This is a genomic window from Citrobacter telavivensis (assembly GCA_009363175.1).
Classification (GTDB): Bacteria; Pseudomonadota; Gammaproteobacteria; order Enterobacterales; family Enterobacteriaceae; genus Citrobacter_A; species Citrobacter_A telavivensis.
The window spans coordinates 283,879-300,616 of sequence record CP045205.1 but is presented as its reverse complement, the minus strand read 5'-3'; the positions used below and the strand labels follow the sequence as shown (position 1 = coordinate 300,616).

14 protein-coding genes are annotated in these 16,738 nt (G+C 51.3%); 9 read left to right on the top strand and 5 right to left on the bottom strand.

Going from position 1 to position 16,738, the window contains the following annotated elements; translation table 11 throughout:
- Window positions 1–52 precede the first annotated feature (52 nt).
- From GBC03_03605 to GBC03_03590, 4 genes are all read left to right on the top strand, one after another.
- Window positions 53–1,444 (top strand): L-seryl-tRNA(Sec) selenium transferase, encoded by a 1,392-nt coding sequence (locus tag GBC03_03605; GenBank protein ID QFS69358.1) that lies wholly within the window; start codon window positions 53–55, stop codon window positions 1,442–1,444.
- On the top strand, window positions 1,441–3,288 hold the full coding sequence (gene selB / locus GBC03_03600; protein QFS69357.1) for a selenocysteine-specific translation elongation factor: 1,848 nt from the start codon (window positions 1,441–1,443) through the stop codon (window positions 3,286–3,288). Before GBC03_03605 ends, selB begins: the two co-directional genes overlap by 4 nt.
- Before the next feature lie 185 nt (window positions 3,289–3,473).
- On the top strand, window positions 3,474–4,625 hold the full coding sequence (gene yiaY / locus GBC03_03595; protein QFS69356.1) for an L-threonine dehydrogenase: 1,152 nt from the start codon (window positions 3,474–3,476) through the stop codon (window positions 4,623–4,625).
- Between the two features lie 145 nt (window positions 4,626–4,770).
- Window positions 4,771–6,303, top strand: a complete 1,533-nt coding sequence (locus tag GBC03_03590) for an aldehyde dehydrogenase family protein (GenBank protein QFS69355.1) — start codon at window positions 4,771–4,773, stop codon at window positions 6,301–6,303.
- A gap of 96 nt (window positions 6,304–6,399) precedes the next feature.
- On the opposite strand, the gene GBC03_03585 is transcribed toward GBC03_03590, so the two are convergent.
- A complete protein-coding gene (locus GBC03_03585) occupies window positions 6,400–7,467 on the bottom strand; it encodes a restriction endonuclease (protein ID QFS73904.1) in 1,068 nt (355 codons plus the stop codon).
- 326 nt (window positions 7,468–7,793) lie between these two features.
- Window positions 7,794–8,108 (bottom strand): hypothetical protein, encoded by a 315-nt coding sequence (locus GBC03_03580; GenBank protein QFS69354.1) that lies wholly within the window; start codon window positions 8,106–8,108, stop codon window positions 7,794–7,796.
- 188 nt (window positions 8,109–8,296) lie between these two features.
- On the opposite strand from GBC03_03580, the gene GBC03_03575 reads away from it, so the two are divergent.
- Together GBC03_03575 and GBC03_03570 are read left to right on the top strand one after the other, a co-directional pair.
- Entirely contained in the window at window positions 8,297–8,623 is a 327-nt protein-coding gene (locus GBC03_03575) for a DUF3302 domain-containing protein (GenBank protein QFS69353.1), read from the top strand.
- A gap of 2 nt (window positions 8,624–8,625) precedes the next feature.
- Window positions 8,626–9,762: an HlyD family efflux transporter periplasmic adaptor subunit gene (locus GBC03_03570; GenBank protein ID QFS69352.1), complete on the top strand. Its 1,137-nt coding sequence runs from the start codon at window positions 8,626–8,628 to the stop codon at window positions 9,760–9,762.
- Here GBC03_03570 and GBC03_03565 read toward each other — a convergent pair.
- Window positions 9,759–10,733, bottom strand: a complete 975-nt coding sequence (locus GBC03_03565) for a LysR family transcriptional regulator (GenBank protein QFS69351.1) — start codon at window positions 10,731–10,733, stop codon at window positions 9,759–9,761. The two genes, GBC03_03570 and GBC03_03565, sit on opposite strands and share 4 nt — an antisense overlap.
- A gap of 123 nt (window positions 10,734–10,856) precedes the next feature.
- Here GBC03_03565 and GBC03_03560 point away from each other — a divergent pair, with 123 nt between their 5' ends.
- From GBC03_03560 to GBC03_03550, 3 genes are all read left to right on the top strand, one after another.
- Window positions 10,857–11,597: a MipA/OmpV family protein gene (locus tag GBC03_03560; protein ID QFS69350.1), complete on the top strand. Its 741-nt coding sequence runs from the start codon at window positions 10,857–10,859 to the stop codon at window positions 11,595–11,597.
- A 481-nt stretch (window positions 11,598–12,078) separates the two neighbouring features.
- Window positions 12,079–12,483: a helix-turn-helix domain-containing protein gene (locus GBC03_03555; GenBank protein QFS73903.1), complete on the top strand. Its 405-nt coding sequence runs from the start codon at window positions 12,079–12,081 to the stop codon at window positions 12,481–12,483.
- Window positions 12,484–12,724: 241 nt separating this feature from the next.
- Window positions 12,725–13,198, top strand: a complete 474-nt coding sequence (locus GBC03_03550; GenBank protein ID QFS69349.1) for a 4Fe-4S dicluster domain-containing protein — start codon at window positions 12,725–12,727, stop codon at window positions 13,196–13,198.
- A 34-nt stretch (window positions 13,199–13,232) separates the two neighbouring features.
- On the opposite strand, the gene avtA is transcribed toward GBC03_03550, so the two are convergent.
- Together avtA and malS are read right to left on the bottom strand one after the other, a co-directional pair.
- The gene (avtA, locus tag GBC03_03545; GenBank protein ID QFS69348.1) at window positions 13,233–14,486 is read right to left on the bottom strand and encodes a valine--pyruvate transaminase; all 1,254 of its coding nucleotides are present in this window, start codon (window positions 14,484–14,486) and stop codon (window positions 13,233–13,235) included.
- 172 nt (window positions 14,487–14,658) lie between these two features.
- Complete coding sequence (malS, locus tag GBC03_03540) at window positions 14,659–16,689, bottom strand: alpha-amylase (protein ID QFS69347.1); 2,031 nt, start codon at window positions 16,687–16,689, stop codon at window positions 14,659–14,661.
- Window positions 16,690–16,738: the final 49 nt, after the last annotated feature.

The window sequence follows — 16,738 nt, the reverse complement described above, 5'->3', positions numbered from 1 at the left end:
TGTCGATATCCCTCTCCGTTGTGGAGAGGGCCACCAACAGCCAGGCCTATTCATGACGATCGAAACGCGTTCGCTCTATAGTCAACTCCCCGCCATTGATCGCTTATTGCGTGAAAGTGAATTTCTTACCCTCCGTGAGACTCACGGGCATACCCGTGTCGTTGATCTGCTCCGCCAACTGCTTGATGAAGCGAGAGAGGTGATTCGCGATACGCAAGCGTTGCCTGCATGGTGCGAAGACTGGGCGCAGGAAGTGAATGTCCGGCTGGAAAAAGAGGCCGAGAGTGCGCTGCGTCCGGTTATCAACCTGACGGGCACGGTGTTGCATACTAATCTGGGGCGCGCCTTACAGGCCGAAGAGGCCGTCGCGGCTGTCGCGCAGGCCATGCGCTCGGCGGTAACGCTGGAGTATGACCTGGACGGCGCGGGACGCGGGCATCGCGACCGTGCGCTGGCAGAATTGCTCTGCCGCATCACCGGTGCGGAAGATGCCTGTATTGTGAATAACAACGCAGCGGCGGTGCTGCTGATGCTGGCCGCCTCCGCTGCCGGTAAAGAGGTGGTGGTCTCACGCGGTGAGCTGGTGGAGATTGGCGGCGCGTTTCGTATCCCGGATGTGATGCGTCAGGCGGGTTGCACACTGCATGAAGTCGGTACCACCAACCGGACGCATGCCGACGACTATCGTCAGGCGGTGAATGAAAACACCGCGCTGCTGATGAAGGTGCATACCAGTAATTACAGCATTGAAGGCTTCACCCACACTGTTGATGAGTCGGAACTGGCCCAAATCGGCCAGACGCTGGATATTCCGGTCGTGGCCGATCTCGGCAGCGGTTCATTGGTCGATTTGAGTCAGTACGGTCTGCCGAAAGAGCCGATGCCGCAGCAACTGATCGCCGCAGGCGTCAGCCTGGTGAGTTTCTCGGGCGATAAGCTGTTGGGCGGTCCACAGGCTGGGATCATCGTCGGTAAGAAAGAGATGATTGCACGATTGCAGAGCCATCCGCTTAAACGCGCGCTGCGGGCGGATAAAATGACCCTTGCGGCACTGGAAGCGACGTTGAGTCTGTATCTGCATCCGGAAGCGCTGGCCGAGAAGCTGCCGACGCTGCGCCTGTTAACCCGAAGCAAAGACGCGATTCTGGCTCAGGCGGAGCGGCTTCTGGCTCCGTTAACCGCGCACTACGACGCCGAGTTTGCGGTGAAGGTGCTGCCCTGCCTGTCGCAAATCGGCAGTGGCTCTTTGCCGGTTGATAGACTCCCCAGCGCGGCATTAACCTTTACACCACATGACGGTCGCGGAAGCCGTCTTGAAGCCCTGGCGACCCGCTGGCGTGAGCTGCCGGTTCCGGTCATCGGTCGGATTTACGAAGGTCGCCTGTGGCTGGATTTACGCTGTCTTGAAGATGAGACCCGGTTTATGGAGATGTTGTTGAAATGATTATTGCGACCGCCGGACATGTCGACCATGGGAAAACGACGCTGCTGCAGGCCATTACCGGCGTGAATGCCGACCGCCTGCCGGAAGAGAAAAAGCGCGGAATGACTATCGATCTGGGCTATGCCTACTGGCCGCAGCCGGACGGGCGCGTGCTGGGGTTTATCGATGTCCCCGGTCACGAGAAATTTCTCTCAAACATGCTGGCGGGCGTGGGCGGTATCGATCATGCGTTACTGGTCGTCGCCTGCGACGATGGCGTGATGGCGCAAACGCGTGAACACCTGGCGATTCTACAACTGACCGGGAATCCAACGCTGACGGTGGCGTTGACCAAAGCCGATCGTGTGGATGACGCGCGGGTGCTGGAGGTTCAGCAGCAGGTGCAGGATGTCCTGCGCGAGTATGGCTTTGCACAGGCGATGTTATTTGTGACGGCCGCCAATGAAGGCCGCGGGATTGACGCGTTGCGCGAACATTTGCTGCAACTGCCCGCCCGCGAACACGCCAGGGATCAGACGTTCCGACTGGCTATCGACCGCGCCTTTACTGTAAAAGGCGCCGGGTTGGTGGTGACCGGTACCGCGTTGAGCGGCGAAGTGAACGTCGGGGATACGTTGTGGCTGACCGGTGTGAATACGTCTATGCGTGTGCGCGGACTTCACGCGCAAAACCAGGCGAGCGAGCATGCCCATGCCGGGCAGCGCATCGCGTTGAATATCGCTGGCGATGCCGAAAAAGAACAGCTTAACCGTGGTGACTGGTTGCTTTCAGACGCCCCACCTGAACCGTTTACGCGGGTGATTGTGGCGCTGGAAAGTCACGTTCCACTCACGCAGTGGCAGCCGCTACACATTCACCATGCGGCCAGCCATGTGACCGGGCGCGTATCGCTGCTGGAAGATAATCTGGCGGAACTGGTATTTGATACACCGCTGCTGCTGGTTGATAACGACCGCCTGGTGCTGCGCGATATCTCCGCGCGCGCGACGCTTGCCGGGGCGCGGGTGGTCACTCTCAATCCGCCACGTCGCGGCAAACGTAAACCGGAATATCTGCAATGGCTGGCAACGCTGGCGGTGGCGAAAGATGACGGTGCCGCACTGGCTGTGCATCTGCAACGCGGGGCGGTAAATTTGCCCGACTTTGCGTGGGCACGCCAGTTGAATGGCGATGGCATGCGCTCACTCATTCACCAGCATGGTTTTATTCAGGCGGGTTACAGCCTGCTGAATGCGGAGGTCGCCGCGCGCTGGCAGCGCAAAATTCTCGACACGCTGGCGACTTATCATGAACAGCATCGCGATGAGCCAGGTCCGGGGCGTGAACGCCTGCGCCGCATGGCGCTGCCGATGGAAGATGAAGCGCTGGTGCTGTTGTTGATTGAGCAAATGCGCGACAGCGGTGATATTCACAGCCACCACGGCTGGCTGCACCTGCCGGATCACAAGGCTGGCTTTACTGACGAACAGCAGACGACCTGGCTTAAGACCGCGCCGTTATTTGGTGACGAACCCTGGTGGGTCCGCGATCTCGCCCGCGAAACCGCCACCGATGAGCAAACGATGCGTCTGGTGTTGCGTCAGGCAGCACAGCAGGGGATGATTACGGCGATCGTAAAAGATCGTTACTACCGTAACGATCGCATTGTGGCTTTCGCCAGCATGATCCGCGAACTGGATCTGGAGAAAGGCTCAACCTGCGCAGCCGATTTTCGCGATCGGTTGGGCGTAGGGCGAAAACTAGCGATTCAAATTCTGGAATACTTCGACCGGATTGGCTTTACTCGTCGCCGTGGAAACGATCATCTATTACGTGATGCGTTATTATTTCCGGAAAAGGGATAATACAATTTATTTAAAATAAGAATGAATTGATACAATAAATAGTTTGAAACGAAAAGAGCCCATTAATTTGTAGCCTAATGTGCTCTTTTATTTTTTCATTAAATAAATGACCGCTGCGATCATATTTTATCCTGAGATTCGTTCGTATGCTGCAATTCCTTCTGAAACTATTAAGGATTGAGCATATGGCCGCTTCAACATTTTATATTCCTTCCGTGAATATAATAGGAGCTGATTCATTAAAAGATGCAATGAATACAATGACGGAATATGGCTTTCGTCGGACGTTAATTGTAACGGACAGCGTGCTGATGCAGTTAGGCATGGCGGGTCATATTCAAAAGGCATTGCAGGAACATGATATTTTCAGCGTCATTTTTGATGGCACACATCCTAATCCGACGACAATAAACGTCGCCGACGGCCTGAAGATCCTGAAAGAAAATGACTGCGATAGCGTTATTTCGCTGGGTGGCGGTTCCCCACATGATTGTGCCAAAGGGATTGCGCTGGTGGCCGCGAATGGGGGAGATATCCGCGATTATGAAGGTGTTGATCGCTCGGCAAAACCGCAGTTGCCGATGATTGCGATTAACACCACGGCAGGAACTGCGTCTGAAATGACGCGGTTCTGCATTATCACTGACGTCGATCGTCACATCAAAATGGCGATAGTGGATAAACACGTCACGCCGTTGCTGTCGGTAAATGACTCTTTGCTGATGGTCGGCATGCCGAAATCGTTGACGGCGGCGACCGGCATGGATGCACTGACCCATGCGATCGAAGCGTATGTCTCGGTGGCTGCCACGCCGATCACCGATGCCTGTGCGCTGAAAGCGGTGACCATGATTTCTGACAATCTGAGCATCGCGGTGGAATCGGGTGGCAATGTACATGCGCGCGAAGCGATGGCCTATGCGCAGTTCCTGGCGGGGATGGCCTTCAATAACGCGTCATTAGGCTATGTCCACGCGATGGCGCACCAGTTAGGCGGTTTCTATGACCTGCCGCACGGCGTGTGTAATGCCGTTTTGCTGCCACACGTTCAGGTGTTCAACAGTCAGGTGGCCGCCGCGCGTCTGCGTGACTGCGCGACAGCAATGGGCGTGCATGTCGCGGGGATGACCGACGCCGAAGGCGCTCAAGCCTGTATTGGTGCGATCCGCGCGCTGGCGCGGCAGGTCAATATCCCGGCAGGCCTGCGTGACCTGGGCGTGAAAGAAGAGGATATTCCGGTGCTGGCGACCAATGCGCTGAAAGATGCCTGCGGTCTGACCAACCCAATCCAGGCTACACACGACGAGATCATGGCTATCTATCGTGCGGCGATGTAATTCGTTTATCTGATTATCTGGCTTGCCGATCGGACTGGATTTGCAAGCCGGATAACGTGACCACAGTCGTAAAGCTATCACGACCTGGCGAGAAAATCGCCAGCGCCGACTACCCTTGTTATACCCCTGTAGCAAGGAGACGATCATGACCAATAATCCCCCCCGTATTCAACCCGGCGAGTATGGTTTTCCCCTGAAGTTAAAGGCCCGTTACGACAACTTTATCGGTGGCGGCTGGGTTGCCCCGAGTGATGGCGAGTATTACCAGAACCTGACGCCCGTTACCGGGCAACTGCTATGCGAAGTGGCTTCTTCCGGTAAAAGGGACATTGACCTGGCGCTTGACGCGGCTCACAAGGTGAAAGACAAGTGGGCGCATACTTCTGTTCAGGATCGGGCAGCGATTCTGTTCAAAATTGCTGACCGCATGGAGCAGAATCTCGAACTGCTGGCGACGGCGGAGACCTGGGATAACGGTAAACCGATCCGTGAAACCAGCGCAGCGGATGTCCCGCTGGCGATCGACCACTTCCGCTATTTCGCCTCCTGTATTCGTGCCCAGGAGGGTGGGATCAGCGAAGTGGATAGCGATACGGTGGCTTATCACTTCCACGAACCGCTCGGTGTGGTTGGGCAAATTATCCCGTGGAACTTCCCCTTATTGATGGCGAGCTGGAAGATGGCGCCCGCGCTGGCGGCGGGTAACTGCGTGGTGCTCAAGCCTGCGCGCCTGACGCCGCTGTCCGTTTTACTGTTGATGGAAGTGATTGGCGATCTCCTTCCCCCCGGCGTGGTGAACGTGGTGAACGGCGCTGGCGGTGAGATTGGTGAGTATCTGGCGACCTCGAAACGCATTGCCAAAGTGGCATTCACCGGCTCAACGGAAGTCGGGCAGCAGATCATGCAGTATGCCACGCAGAATATCATCCCGGTCACCCTGGAGTTGGGCGGGAAATCGCCAAACATCTTCTTCGCCGACGTGATAGACGAAGAAGATGCCTTCTTCGATAAAGCGCTGGAAGGCTTTGCGCTCTTTGCCTTTAACCAGGGCGAGGTCTGCACCTGCCCGAGTCGCGCACTGGTACAGGAATCCATCTATGAACGCTTTATGGAGCGCGCCATTCGCCGCGTAGAAAGCATCCGCAGCGGTAACCCGCTGGATAGCGTGACGCAAATGGGGGCGCAGGTCTCTCATGGACAGATGGAAACCATCCTGAATTACATTGATATCGGCAAGAAAGAGGGGGCGGATGTCCTGACTGGCGGACGGCGTAAGCAGCTTGAAGGTGACCTGAAAGACGGCTATTACCTCGAACCGACGATCCTGTTTGGTAAGAACAATATGCGCGTGTTCCAGGAGGAGATCTTTGGCCCGGTACTGGCGGTCACAACGTTCAAAACAATGGACGAGGCGCTGGAGTTAGCCAACGACACCCAGTACGGTCTTGGCGCGGGCGTCTGGAGCCGTAATGGCAATCTGGCGTATAAAATGGGACGCGGCATTCAGGCAGGACGCGTGTGGACCAACTGCTACCATGCTTATCCGGCCCACGCGGCCTTTGGTGGCTATAAGCAGTCTGGGATCGGACGCGAAACCCACAAAATGATGCTGGAACACTATCAGCAGACGAAATGCTTGCTGGTGAGTTACTCCGATAAACCGCTGGGACTTTTTTAACTGACGGCGTTATGCCCGATGACGCTTTGCTTGTCGGGCCTACGATAATATCGTGACTCGTAGGCCTGATAAGTTACTTTTCAGAGAATTTCCGGGCTAATTATATAATGCAGCGGTTGCCTTAAGTTCATCACTAAACGTGTAAATATCATCCAGCGTTTCGATTGGATGGCGTGTTTCGTTCTTTTCTAAATCGAACAATCCAATATATTTCTGATTTCGATTGAAGTGTAACCGGCAAATGGGTTTTCGGTTATTGTCGTCAATCAATATGCCAAAGTAGCTTTTTGTATCTCGGTGCACAATTCTTGGAGCATCGATAACTGCTCTGGTTATTGCTTTAACTATATGAAACCCCTCAAGTTCATCTGCTGTTGTTTGAATGTCGACTTCATCTTTAGTGATGATTTCCATCTCAGGTTCTGGCGATTCTGCTACTGGAGGAACATTACCACCCATTGCTGATTTTAACCGCTCATTGATTTGAGAGTTTATATACTGGCTGGCGGCTTTTTGTGTTAGCACTGTAAAGGTATCTTTAACTTTTTGCGTCAAAATGCCGTCATGAATTCTTGATGCAAAAAATTTAACAAAATCTTCTTCAGGATTGTTAAGCTGTGTATGAAGAATTTTTTTAATCATGCTGACATATTTTAATTCACCGGCAGAGTTAATGATAGATTCCAGGTCAAAGGCTGATTTTGTTAGTTTCTTTATTTCCGGAATAACAAGCTCATCTAAATCAAGAAGATTGACTTCTAAAAATGGTTTTTCATCCATTTTATTTTGTGCATCTAAATCAGTAAAAAATTTATACTCTTGTCCGTTAGTTAAAATAGATATTCTGGCATTGGTTACATGAAAATAACGGAAAAGTTGGGAGGCATGATTTATATTGAGAGGCTCACCTATTTTTTTACACTCAATCAATATTTGAACTTCGCCATTTTTCAGTATTGCATAGTCTATTTTTTCACCTTTTTTTGTACCAATGTCGCAAACAAATTCAGGAATAACTTCCGTAGGATCAAAGACATCGTAGCCTAGCACATTATTGATGAAGGGCATGACGAAAGCATTTTTCGTGGCTTCCTCCGTCTCAATAGCACCTGATTGTTGCTTTATTTTTGAGGCTAATGAGTTTAACTTTTCCATAAATTCTATAGTCATAATATCCTCATGGTACATTGCTATTATATTGGTAACGAATCACTACGTTGATACCTGACAACCGTAAATTTATTCACACTAAACTCATGATAACGGTTGATAAACAAGTAAAAACACTAAAGCTATAATGCACAAAGTAGCAATTTTCCGTACATGAGATTCGTCACGTAATCGAAAAATAGCGCTACTTTTAATGTAGGATTAGTTTTGATGAGACTCTCAAGGATTAAGTTTGCCTAAAAGTCGACTTCATACAGTGTTGGGTGATAGGAAATTGAACGGGTAGCAGCAGGCTGGAGTGTTGCTACCCTACATGACGATTAATCCATCACCTTCACCTGTAACGGACGGAAACGGCTGTAAACCCACAGTCCCAGGCACGCAATCGACCCGATAAAAACGGTAAACAGTACCGTGATAAACACGCCGCTGAACAGCGCGGCAGGAATAGCCAGCAAACCGTGTACGGGTTGATCGTTCCATTTCACCAGGTCGAAGCCAAAGAGACTCAGAACACCGCAAACAAAACTGAAAGATATCATCGGGATACCAAGGCCAATGAGTAATAACCGGTAGATGATGGCAGCGTTGATGCGCTTGAGGCTAACGGTGGATGAGGCTTCCGCGTTGTTCATTTTTGTTCCTGTTGTATTAGTGTTAAAACATAATAAACTGCGACTTGCATAAAAAACAATACACTAAAAAATGTACAGTATATAAAAAACCATATGTCGATATATAAATATGAGAATTGCATGGCATCTGGTCATTCCACTATCATTCTTAAACCCTTTTATTTTTGACTATATCCTCTGGGGGGAATATGTTTCTTGATTATTTTGCACTTGGGGTGCTTATTTTTGTATTCCTGGTCGTTTTCTACGGAATTATTATTTTGCATGATATCCCTTATTTAATTGCAAAAAAACGCAATCATCCTCATGCCGATGCCATTCATGTCGCAGGGTGGGTGAGTTTGTTTACATTACACGTTATCTGGCCTTTCTTGTGGATTTGGGCCACGCTATATCGTCCGGAGCGCGGGTGGGGAATGCAAAGCACTGAGCCTGGCGTTGTGCAACTCCAGGAACGTATTGCCGGACTGGAAAAACAACTGGCTGACCTGAAATCCTCCACTGCCGGGTATTAATTATGGATTTACTGATTATCCTGACCTATGTGGCTTTCGCATGGGCGATTTTTAAGATCTTCAAAATTCCCGCCAATAAATGGACGATCCCGACAGCGGCGCTGGGTGGGATATTTATTGTCAGCGGCTTAATCTTATTAATGAATTATAACCACCCCTATACGTTTAATGCGCAAAAAGCGGTGGTGTCTATTCCTGTTGTTCCGCAGGTCACCGGCATGGTGATTGAAGTGACGGACAAGAAAAATACGCTGATTAAAAAAGGTGAGGTGTTGTTCAGGCTTGATCCCACGCGCTATCAGGCCAGGGTGGATCGTCTGTTGGCGGATATTGTGACGGCGCAGCATAAGCAGCATGCGTTGGGTGCTGAACTGGATGAAATGGCCGCTAATACGCAGCAGGCAAAAGCCACGCGGGACAAGTTTGCGAAAGAGTATCAACGCTATGCGCAGGGAAGTCAGGCGAAGGTGAATCCGTTTTCTGAGAGAGATATTGATGTTGCGCGGCAGAACTATCTGGCGCAAGAAGCCTCGGTGAAATCGTCAACGGCGGAGCAACAGCAGATTCAAAGCCAGTTAGACAGCCAGGTGTTGGGTGAGCATTCGCAAATCGCCAGTCTGAAAGCGCAGCTGGCCGAGGCGGAATATAACCTTGCACAGACCATCGTCCGCGCGCCGAGTGATGGCTATGTGACCCAGGTGCTGATTCGCCCGGGAACCTATGCAGCCTCGTTGCCCCTGCGCCCGGTGATGGTGTTTATTCCTGCTCAGAAGCGGCAAATTGTTGCGCAATTCCGCCAGAACTCGCTGCTGCGACTGGCGCCAGGCGATGAAGCGGAAGTGGTGTTTAATGCCTTACCGGGCAAAGTATTCAGCGGTAAGTTGGCTGCGATAAGCCCCGTGGTGCCGGGCGGGACATACCAGGCTGGCGGGACGTTGCAGTCGCTGAATACGGTGCCGGGATCGGAAGGCGTCATTGCGACGATTGAGTTGAACGAACATGCTGATTTAAGCGCATTACCGGATGGGATCTATGCGCAGGTAGCAGTCTACTCCGACCATTTCAGCCATGTCTCTGTCATGCGTAAAGTACTGTTACGTATGACCAGTTGGGTACATTACCTCTATCTCGACCATTAATTGTCGTTGACGGATGCTTGCTCGGGCCGCAACAAGTGTGCTTGAGCAAGTTGGTTGCGTATTTCACGCAGCATTTCATCAAGCACATACTGCACTCGCCAGGGCTGGTACTCCCGCTTTCGGAAGATTGCAACCAGGTCCAGCCACCACTCATTTTGTGCAGGAAAGCAAGGTACCAGCGTACCGGCCTGGAGATCGCCTTGTACGCTTTTATCAGGGGCAAAGACAATGCCCAGATGATTACGCGCCAGTTCCAGCGCCGACTGGGTGTTGTCACAAACATAATTTCCCGTGACGCGATAATCACGAATCTCTTTACTTCCGGTGACGTTAAACCGCCAGATATTAGCGTCATCAATCATCATGGAATCAATCAGAATACAGGAATGATGCTCAAGATCGTCAGGTTGATGAATGGGATGCATCTCAAGATAAGTGGGGCTGGCGAAAGCGGTTACTGCATATTTGGTGATAAAGCTGGCAACCAGCGATTCGTCCTTGGGATGGGCATAGGTAATTAACACATCACAGTCATCAGGGAATTCAACGCCTTCAAAAAAGGCTTTCCGCTCAAGATTACACGTTTTCAGCGACAAAGTGATGTCGCCAATATCTTTGATTTGCGCAATGACGTGTTTAGACAAGTAAGCGATAATGCCTGTCGGCGCGTACACCGTTACCCGTCCCCGCTTTTCGTGCTTATAATCAGCAATGAAATGGTTAAGCTGCTCGTTTCTGTCGAGCATGTCATTAATGTAGGGCAGGAGCGCCACGCCAAAAGGCGTCAAGGTGAGTTGCCGGGTTGTCCTGTCAAAGACCTTAAGACCGATTTTTGATTCAAAATCAGCAAGATACTTACTGACATTGGCCTGTGCGATGCCAAGTACGGTAGCAGCATGGCTGATGTTTTCACTGGCAGCTATTACCGAAATGATCTTTAACTCCCGGTGCTTGAGTTGTAATTTATTCATCGCAGCAGCTCAATATATATAAGTTTTTATATATTACTATATAAATATGGTCCTTGCACCGAAGAATTTGTAAGCATTATTATTTCCGACGATTTGTGGCTTATTTTAAATGGAATGTCGGGCATGTTAATTAAACGCAATATAGTAGCACTATTTGCTTTCTCCTTTATCGCCAGTGCATCAGCTTCAGAATTATCCATCGGTGCGGGTGCGGTATATAATGAATCTCCTTATCGTGGGTATAATGAAAATACCCATGCCATTCCCCTCATTAGCTATGAAGGTGAATCATTCTATGTCCGGCAGACCGCTCTGGGCTACATTTTGTCTAAGAGTGAACAAAATGAATTCAGCGTGACCGCCTCCTGGATGCCGTTGGAATTTGATCCTTCTGATAACGACGACCACGCCATGAAAAAGCTCGACAAGCGCGACAGCACAATAATGGCGGGCGCGGCATGGTATCACCATGAAAGTTGGGGCAGCGTGAAGGTCTCTGCCGCCGCCGATGTCCTGGATAACAGCAACGGCTGGATGGGGGAATTATCGCTGTTCCGCAAAATTCCTGTCGGCCAACTTTCTCTGATCCCATCCGTCGGCGTTTTCTACTACGATGAAAATTTTAACAATTACTATTATGGTGTTTCAGGTAGCGAATCCCGCCACAGCGGCTTAGACCGTTATTCCGCGCAGGACAGTTGGGTTCCTTACGTCAGTCTGACCGCGAAATACCCCGTCACCGACAATATTGTTCTGATGGCGAGCGCGGCTTACAGCGTGCTGCCGGATGAAATTAAAGACAGCCCGATGATCGATCGTGACGATAGCTTCACCTTCCTGTCAGGTGTGAGCTGGCGCTTCTAAAGACGTGAGAAGACTTGCCGGATGGTGGCCGTTACCCCAGCCTGGGATTGTGTAAATTCGAGGTCTGCCGCCATTCGGCATATTTCTACCGCTATTCTGATAAGAGAACTACACTGTAATGGTAATTGTCCCGGAACTGCCTGTTGCCGGGAGTCACTCCCCCTCTCCATGAAGCATAGTTGACCCATACAGCATATTAAACTGTAGTTTGTGATAAATATGCCCGTTTAACTTGCGCCGTCGAATATTCACACCGAAATAGAGTAACGCTCTGATAATTTGTTTTTAGATATTATTTAACAGCGTCTGAATTTATCCTTCAGCTATTCATTCTGCACTTTACCAATGGCGAGATTAAAATGATCGCTTCAGGTATCTATTGAAATTAACTCTATTTTTTTTAAACTTGCGTAAGACAATATCTACAAGGACTTACACATGTTTAGCTATCGATAGTTCAGTAAAACGTGAGTATGTAATGATGGAATACCAGTTACATGGATTTATGATAGGTCGGGAAATATTTTTTGACATCAATGAGTCGAGAATTTTCAGGCTTCCGGTAAATAAAATGGACAGTGTAATTGCATTTGGTGGCGTATTTTTTAACCACACGATGTTACGCTTGTTTGTTTATCTTTTACTGAACGCCCGGACCCATTATGTTTCAAAAGATGAGTTACTCGTCAACGTCTGGGAAAAAAATGAATTAAGTGCTTCGACACAGCGTTTGTCTACGATGGTAAAAAATCTCAACAACAAATTATATTTGCTGGGATTACCCCAGCATTCCATCGTCAGCGTAAAAGGAAGCGGATACATACTGGCACTGGATAATATTCAACCGCTCTACAGTGTGGTAGATGAGGCAGATTATCAAATATAGGTATCACTCAATCGAGTGCCAGCTTATTCCGTAGCGTGATGTCGCCTGCGGATTATTACCCCTGGACGTCAACGCCCAGGGTTTTTTTTTATATGTCAGGCAGAAAACGAGTCGCAAACATAAGGCGAATCCCCTGAACGTTTCAGGCATCTGACAAAATTCGACCATTTCCCTTGTTTGATCAAGGCAGCCGCGTCATTCTCTCTGGCACTCTGTGGTTTTACGGCGGAGGGAGGGAGCAATGAACCGGTTTATCATGGCGGATGCGGCAAAGTGTATTGGCTGTCGTACCTGCGAAGTCGCATGCGTGGTCTCGCATCAGGAGAATCAGGACTGTGCCGCGGTGTCAGCAGGACATTTTGTCTCACGCATCCGGGTTATTAAGGAAAATACGTTCACCACCGCCGTTGCCTGCCACCAGTGTGAAGATGCGCCGTGTGCCAATGTCTGCCCGACCCAGGCCATTCGTCGCGATCGTGGACATATTTTTGTTGAACAGGCGCACTGTATTGGCTGCAAAAGTTGCATGCTGGCTTGCCCGTTCGGCGCAATGAACGTCGTCGCGCAAACCTCGCGCGTACAGGCAGTGAAATGCGATCTCTGTTGGCATCGTGATACGGGACCTGCCTGCGTGGAGGCTTGCCCGACGGGGGCATTGAATTGTCTGGATGCGGCGAGCGTGCAACGTCAGCGTTTACACGCTCAGCCTTTATAAGCGCGTCACCCGGCCTGGTTGGGCCGGGACAGCGTTACTGATTTTCCGCCCAGGCGCGTTCTACCTCTTCAGCCAGAATTTTTACCCCAGCTTCAATTTTCTCCGGATCGGGAACATAGTTCATACGCATACACTGGTGCGTGTGCGGCCAGGGCTTATCAAGCCCCGGGAAGAAGTAATGTCCCGGTACCATCAGCACACCACGTGCTTTCAGGCGCTGGTAGAGCAGTTCGGTGGTGATGGGCAGGTCCTGGAACCACAACCAGAGGAAAATCGCCCCTTCAGGTTTGTGAATTAAGCACCGATTTTCAGGTAAATAGCGGCGGATGATCGCAATAGTCTGCTGAACGCGCTGTAAGTAAAACGGCTTGATAACCGTTTCTGACAGTCTCATCAGGTCGTTGCGCTTAATCATCTCGCACATCATCGCCGGTCCAATCCCGCCGGGCGCGAGGCTGATGATGCCGTTCATATTGGCGATAGCCGTGATGATTTTTTCATTGGCGATGATGATGCCGCAGCGTGAGCCAGGCAGGCCTAGCTTGGAGAGGCTCATGCACAGCACAATGTTGGGATTCCACAGCGGACGCGCTTCGCTAAAAATAATACTCGGGAACGGTACACCATAGGCATTATCAATCACCAACGGAATACCGTGCTGGTTGGCAAGCGTGTCGAGTTTTATCAGCTCTTCATCTGTGATGACGTTACCCGTCGGATTGGTTGGTCGGGAGACGCAGATCATCCCGGTCTCTTCGCCAATGTGCAGATGTTCAAAGTCAACGTGATACTTGAACTGGCCCTCTGGCAGCAGTTCAATATTCGGTCGCGCCGAGACGAACAGATCCTCCTCCAGCCCGGAATCTGCATAGCCGATGTATTCCGGTGCAAGAGGGAATAGCACCTTTTTGGTGGTCCCATCGGCGCGACGGCCAGCAAAAAGATTAAACAAGTAGAAAAATGCGCTCTGACTGCCGTTTGTTAGTGCAATATTCTGCGGTTCGATATCCCAACCCAGATTCTCACGGAGTAGCGAAGCGAGCGCGGTCAGCAGCTCGGTTTTCCCCTGCGGACCGTCATAATTGCAAAGCGCATCAGTGAGTTTGCCGTTTTCCAGCATCTCAGTCAGGAGCGTATGGAAGTAATCCTGCATCGCCGGGATTTGTGCCGGATTTCCGCCGCCCAGCATGATTGCGCCTGGGGTGCGTAAACCGTCATTGAGGTCCTCCATCAGGCGGGTAATGCCTGAATGGCGGGTGAATTTGTCGCCAAAAAGTGAAAATGTCATAACGGATGGTCTGTCAAACGCTGAGTCGAAGTGGGTTACCTTAACGCTAGCACTGGCAGGGTGCAAATCGAGCTGAAATGCGTGTTTTGGCGTTTTACGCTTATAATTTTCATAAAGGTGGTGTTTTGTTCTGTGGTGTCTGAGGGGTTCAACCCTCAGACGCCGGTTCACGTTAGCGCTGACCCGCCCAGATGACCATTACGGTGTCGTCGCCGTGCTGGCGCACGAAACCGTACCCTTGTTTGAGTGAGAGCGTGGTTTGTCGGCCTGCGCCGATGGCCGGATGTCGGGCTCTGAACTGACCGAGGCGCTGCCAGTGGGTGACATTGTCGGCTAATTTACCGCTGACATCCTGCCAGTTCATATCTGAACGCGTGCCCTGTAACGGATCGGAACCCGTAGGACCGAAAGGCCGTAAGGATTCATCACCATAGAATATTTGAACGGCACCGGGGGCTAACAACAGCAACTCAGCCGCTTTATCACCACCTTCGCGGAACAGGCGAGTATCGTGCGAAGAGAGGTAGCTCAGCACATTAAAACCCTGTAATTTTTCCGCCATCTGTTGCCAGGTGAGATCCATACCAGACAGGCAATCGACTGTTTTTGCAGCCTGCTCCTGATAGTCAAAGTTGATCATGGCGTCAAAGCCGTGGCGATAGTAATCGCTTTGCATCACGCCGTGGCCCCAGGCCTCGCCGGTCATCCAGAACGGCTTATCATCGAGCGCTTTGTCCGGGTTGGCTTTTTTCCACTCCACCAGCGCCGCGCTGGCCTGCGTTTTTAGCTGTTGCCAGGCCGGAAGTTCGACGTGTTTCGCGGTGTCGACGCGAAATCCATCGACACCGTAATCGCGCACCCATTGGCTCAGCCAGTGGGTCAGATAATCCCGGGGCGTGTAGCCTTCAATGGCTTTCGTGCGTGTATCGATTTTGTGTTGATAAAACACCGGCAGGCCGGAGGGGATCGTCGACTCGGTCTTCAGATCCGGCAGAAAAGCCAGCGACATCGTGAGATCGTCAAAGCCAGGGTTGTCGTAATCGCCAATATCAGTACGGATCCACGCTTTCCCCCACCATTTTTCCCAGGCGGCCTTATCGCTAAAGTTGATGTAATCATTGAAGCTGTGCCAGCTTTGTCCGGCAGCGGGTTTCCAGTCTGTCCAGCGATCGCCGAGCGTTTTTTTCAGTTCATCGCCAGAAAGATAGAGCGCGCCGAACTGATATTCCTGCATATCTGCCAGAGTGGCGTAGCCGGTATGGTTCATCACCACATCAAAGAGAATGCGGATCCCACGCTGATGTGCGCCGTCAATCAACGCGCGCAGATCGTCCTCACTGCCCATGTTGGCATCAAGGGTGGTCCAGTCCTGGGTGTAATAACCGTGATAGGCATAGTGCGGGAAATCGCCTTTTGTGCCGCCGCCCACCCAGCCATGGATTTGTTCGAACGGCGCGCTTATCCACAACGCATTCACGCCCAACTGTTGCAGATAATCCAGTTTGCGGGTCAGACCGCGCAAATCGCCGCCGTGAAACGTGCCGATTTCCTCCATGCCGTCTTTATGGCGACCGTAACTCTGGTCATTCGAGGGATCGCCGTTCTCGAAACGGTCGGTCAGCACAAAATAGACCGTGGCGTTGTGCCAGTCGAACGGAGCAGGCGCATCGGTCTCTGCCCGTTCCAGCAGTAACAGACCGTTACTGGCCGGAGCGGGTTGCAGGGTTATTCGTCCGTTTTTAACCATGGCGGTCTGTCCGCTGTAAAAATCGCGCACCACGCTGCCTTCCGGGAAGGTCTGTGCGACCTCTAACGTCAGTGGCGAACCCTCCCACGTCGGACACTGGCGCACCACATTTGCTGTCGGTTCGGCCTCGCGCGGCACCGTAATCATCAATGTTGGCGTGCCAGAGCGGGTATCGATTTCCAGCGTGTAACTGCCGTCTTTGAACAGACGCCACTGCGGCGGGGCGCCTTCGCACGGGATCAGCGAAAGCATCTGATTGAGCTTTATCGCGTTAGCCGGCTGCCAGCACTGTTGGTCAAAATTTAGCGTTAATGAGCGTGTACCCTTTGTCAGCTCAGCGTGGCTGGCAAACTTACCGGTTCCCTCGGCGGTAAAGGCGGGGAAGCCCTGAGACGTCCATGTTGCGGCGCTCGCGATACCTGGCAGCAGCGCGAGGGCAATGGCGGCAAGTTTCATGATGCGGTCCTTTTTGCGGCGATTTTAATCAGTTTGCCTGAGAACCCGC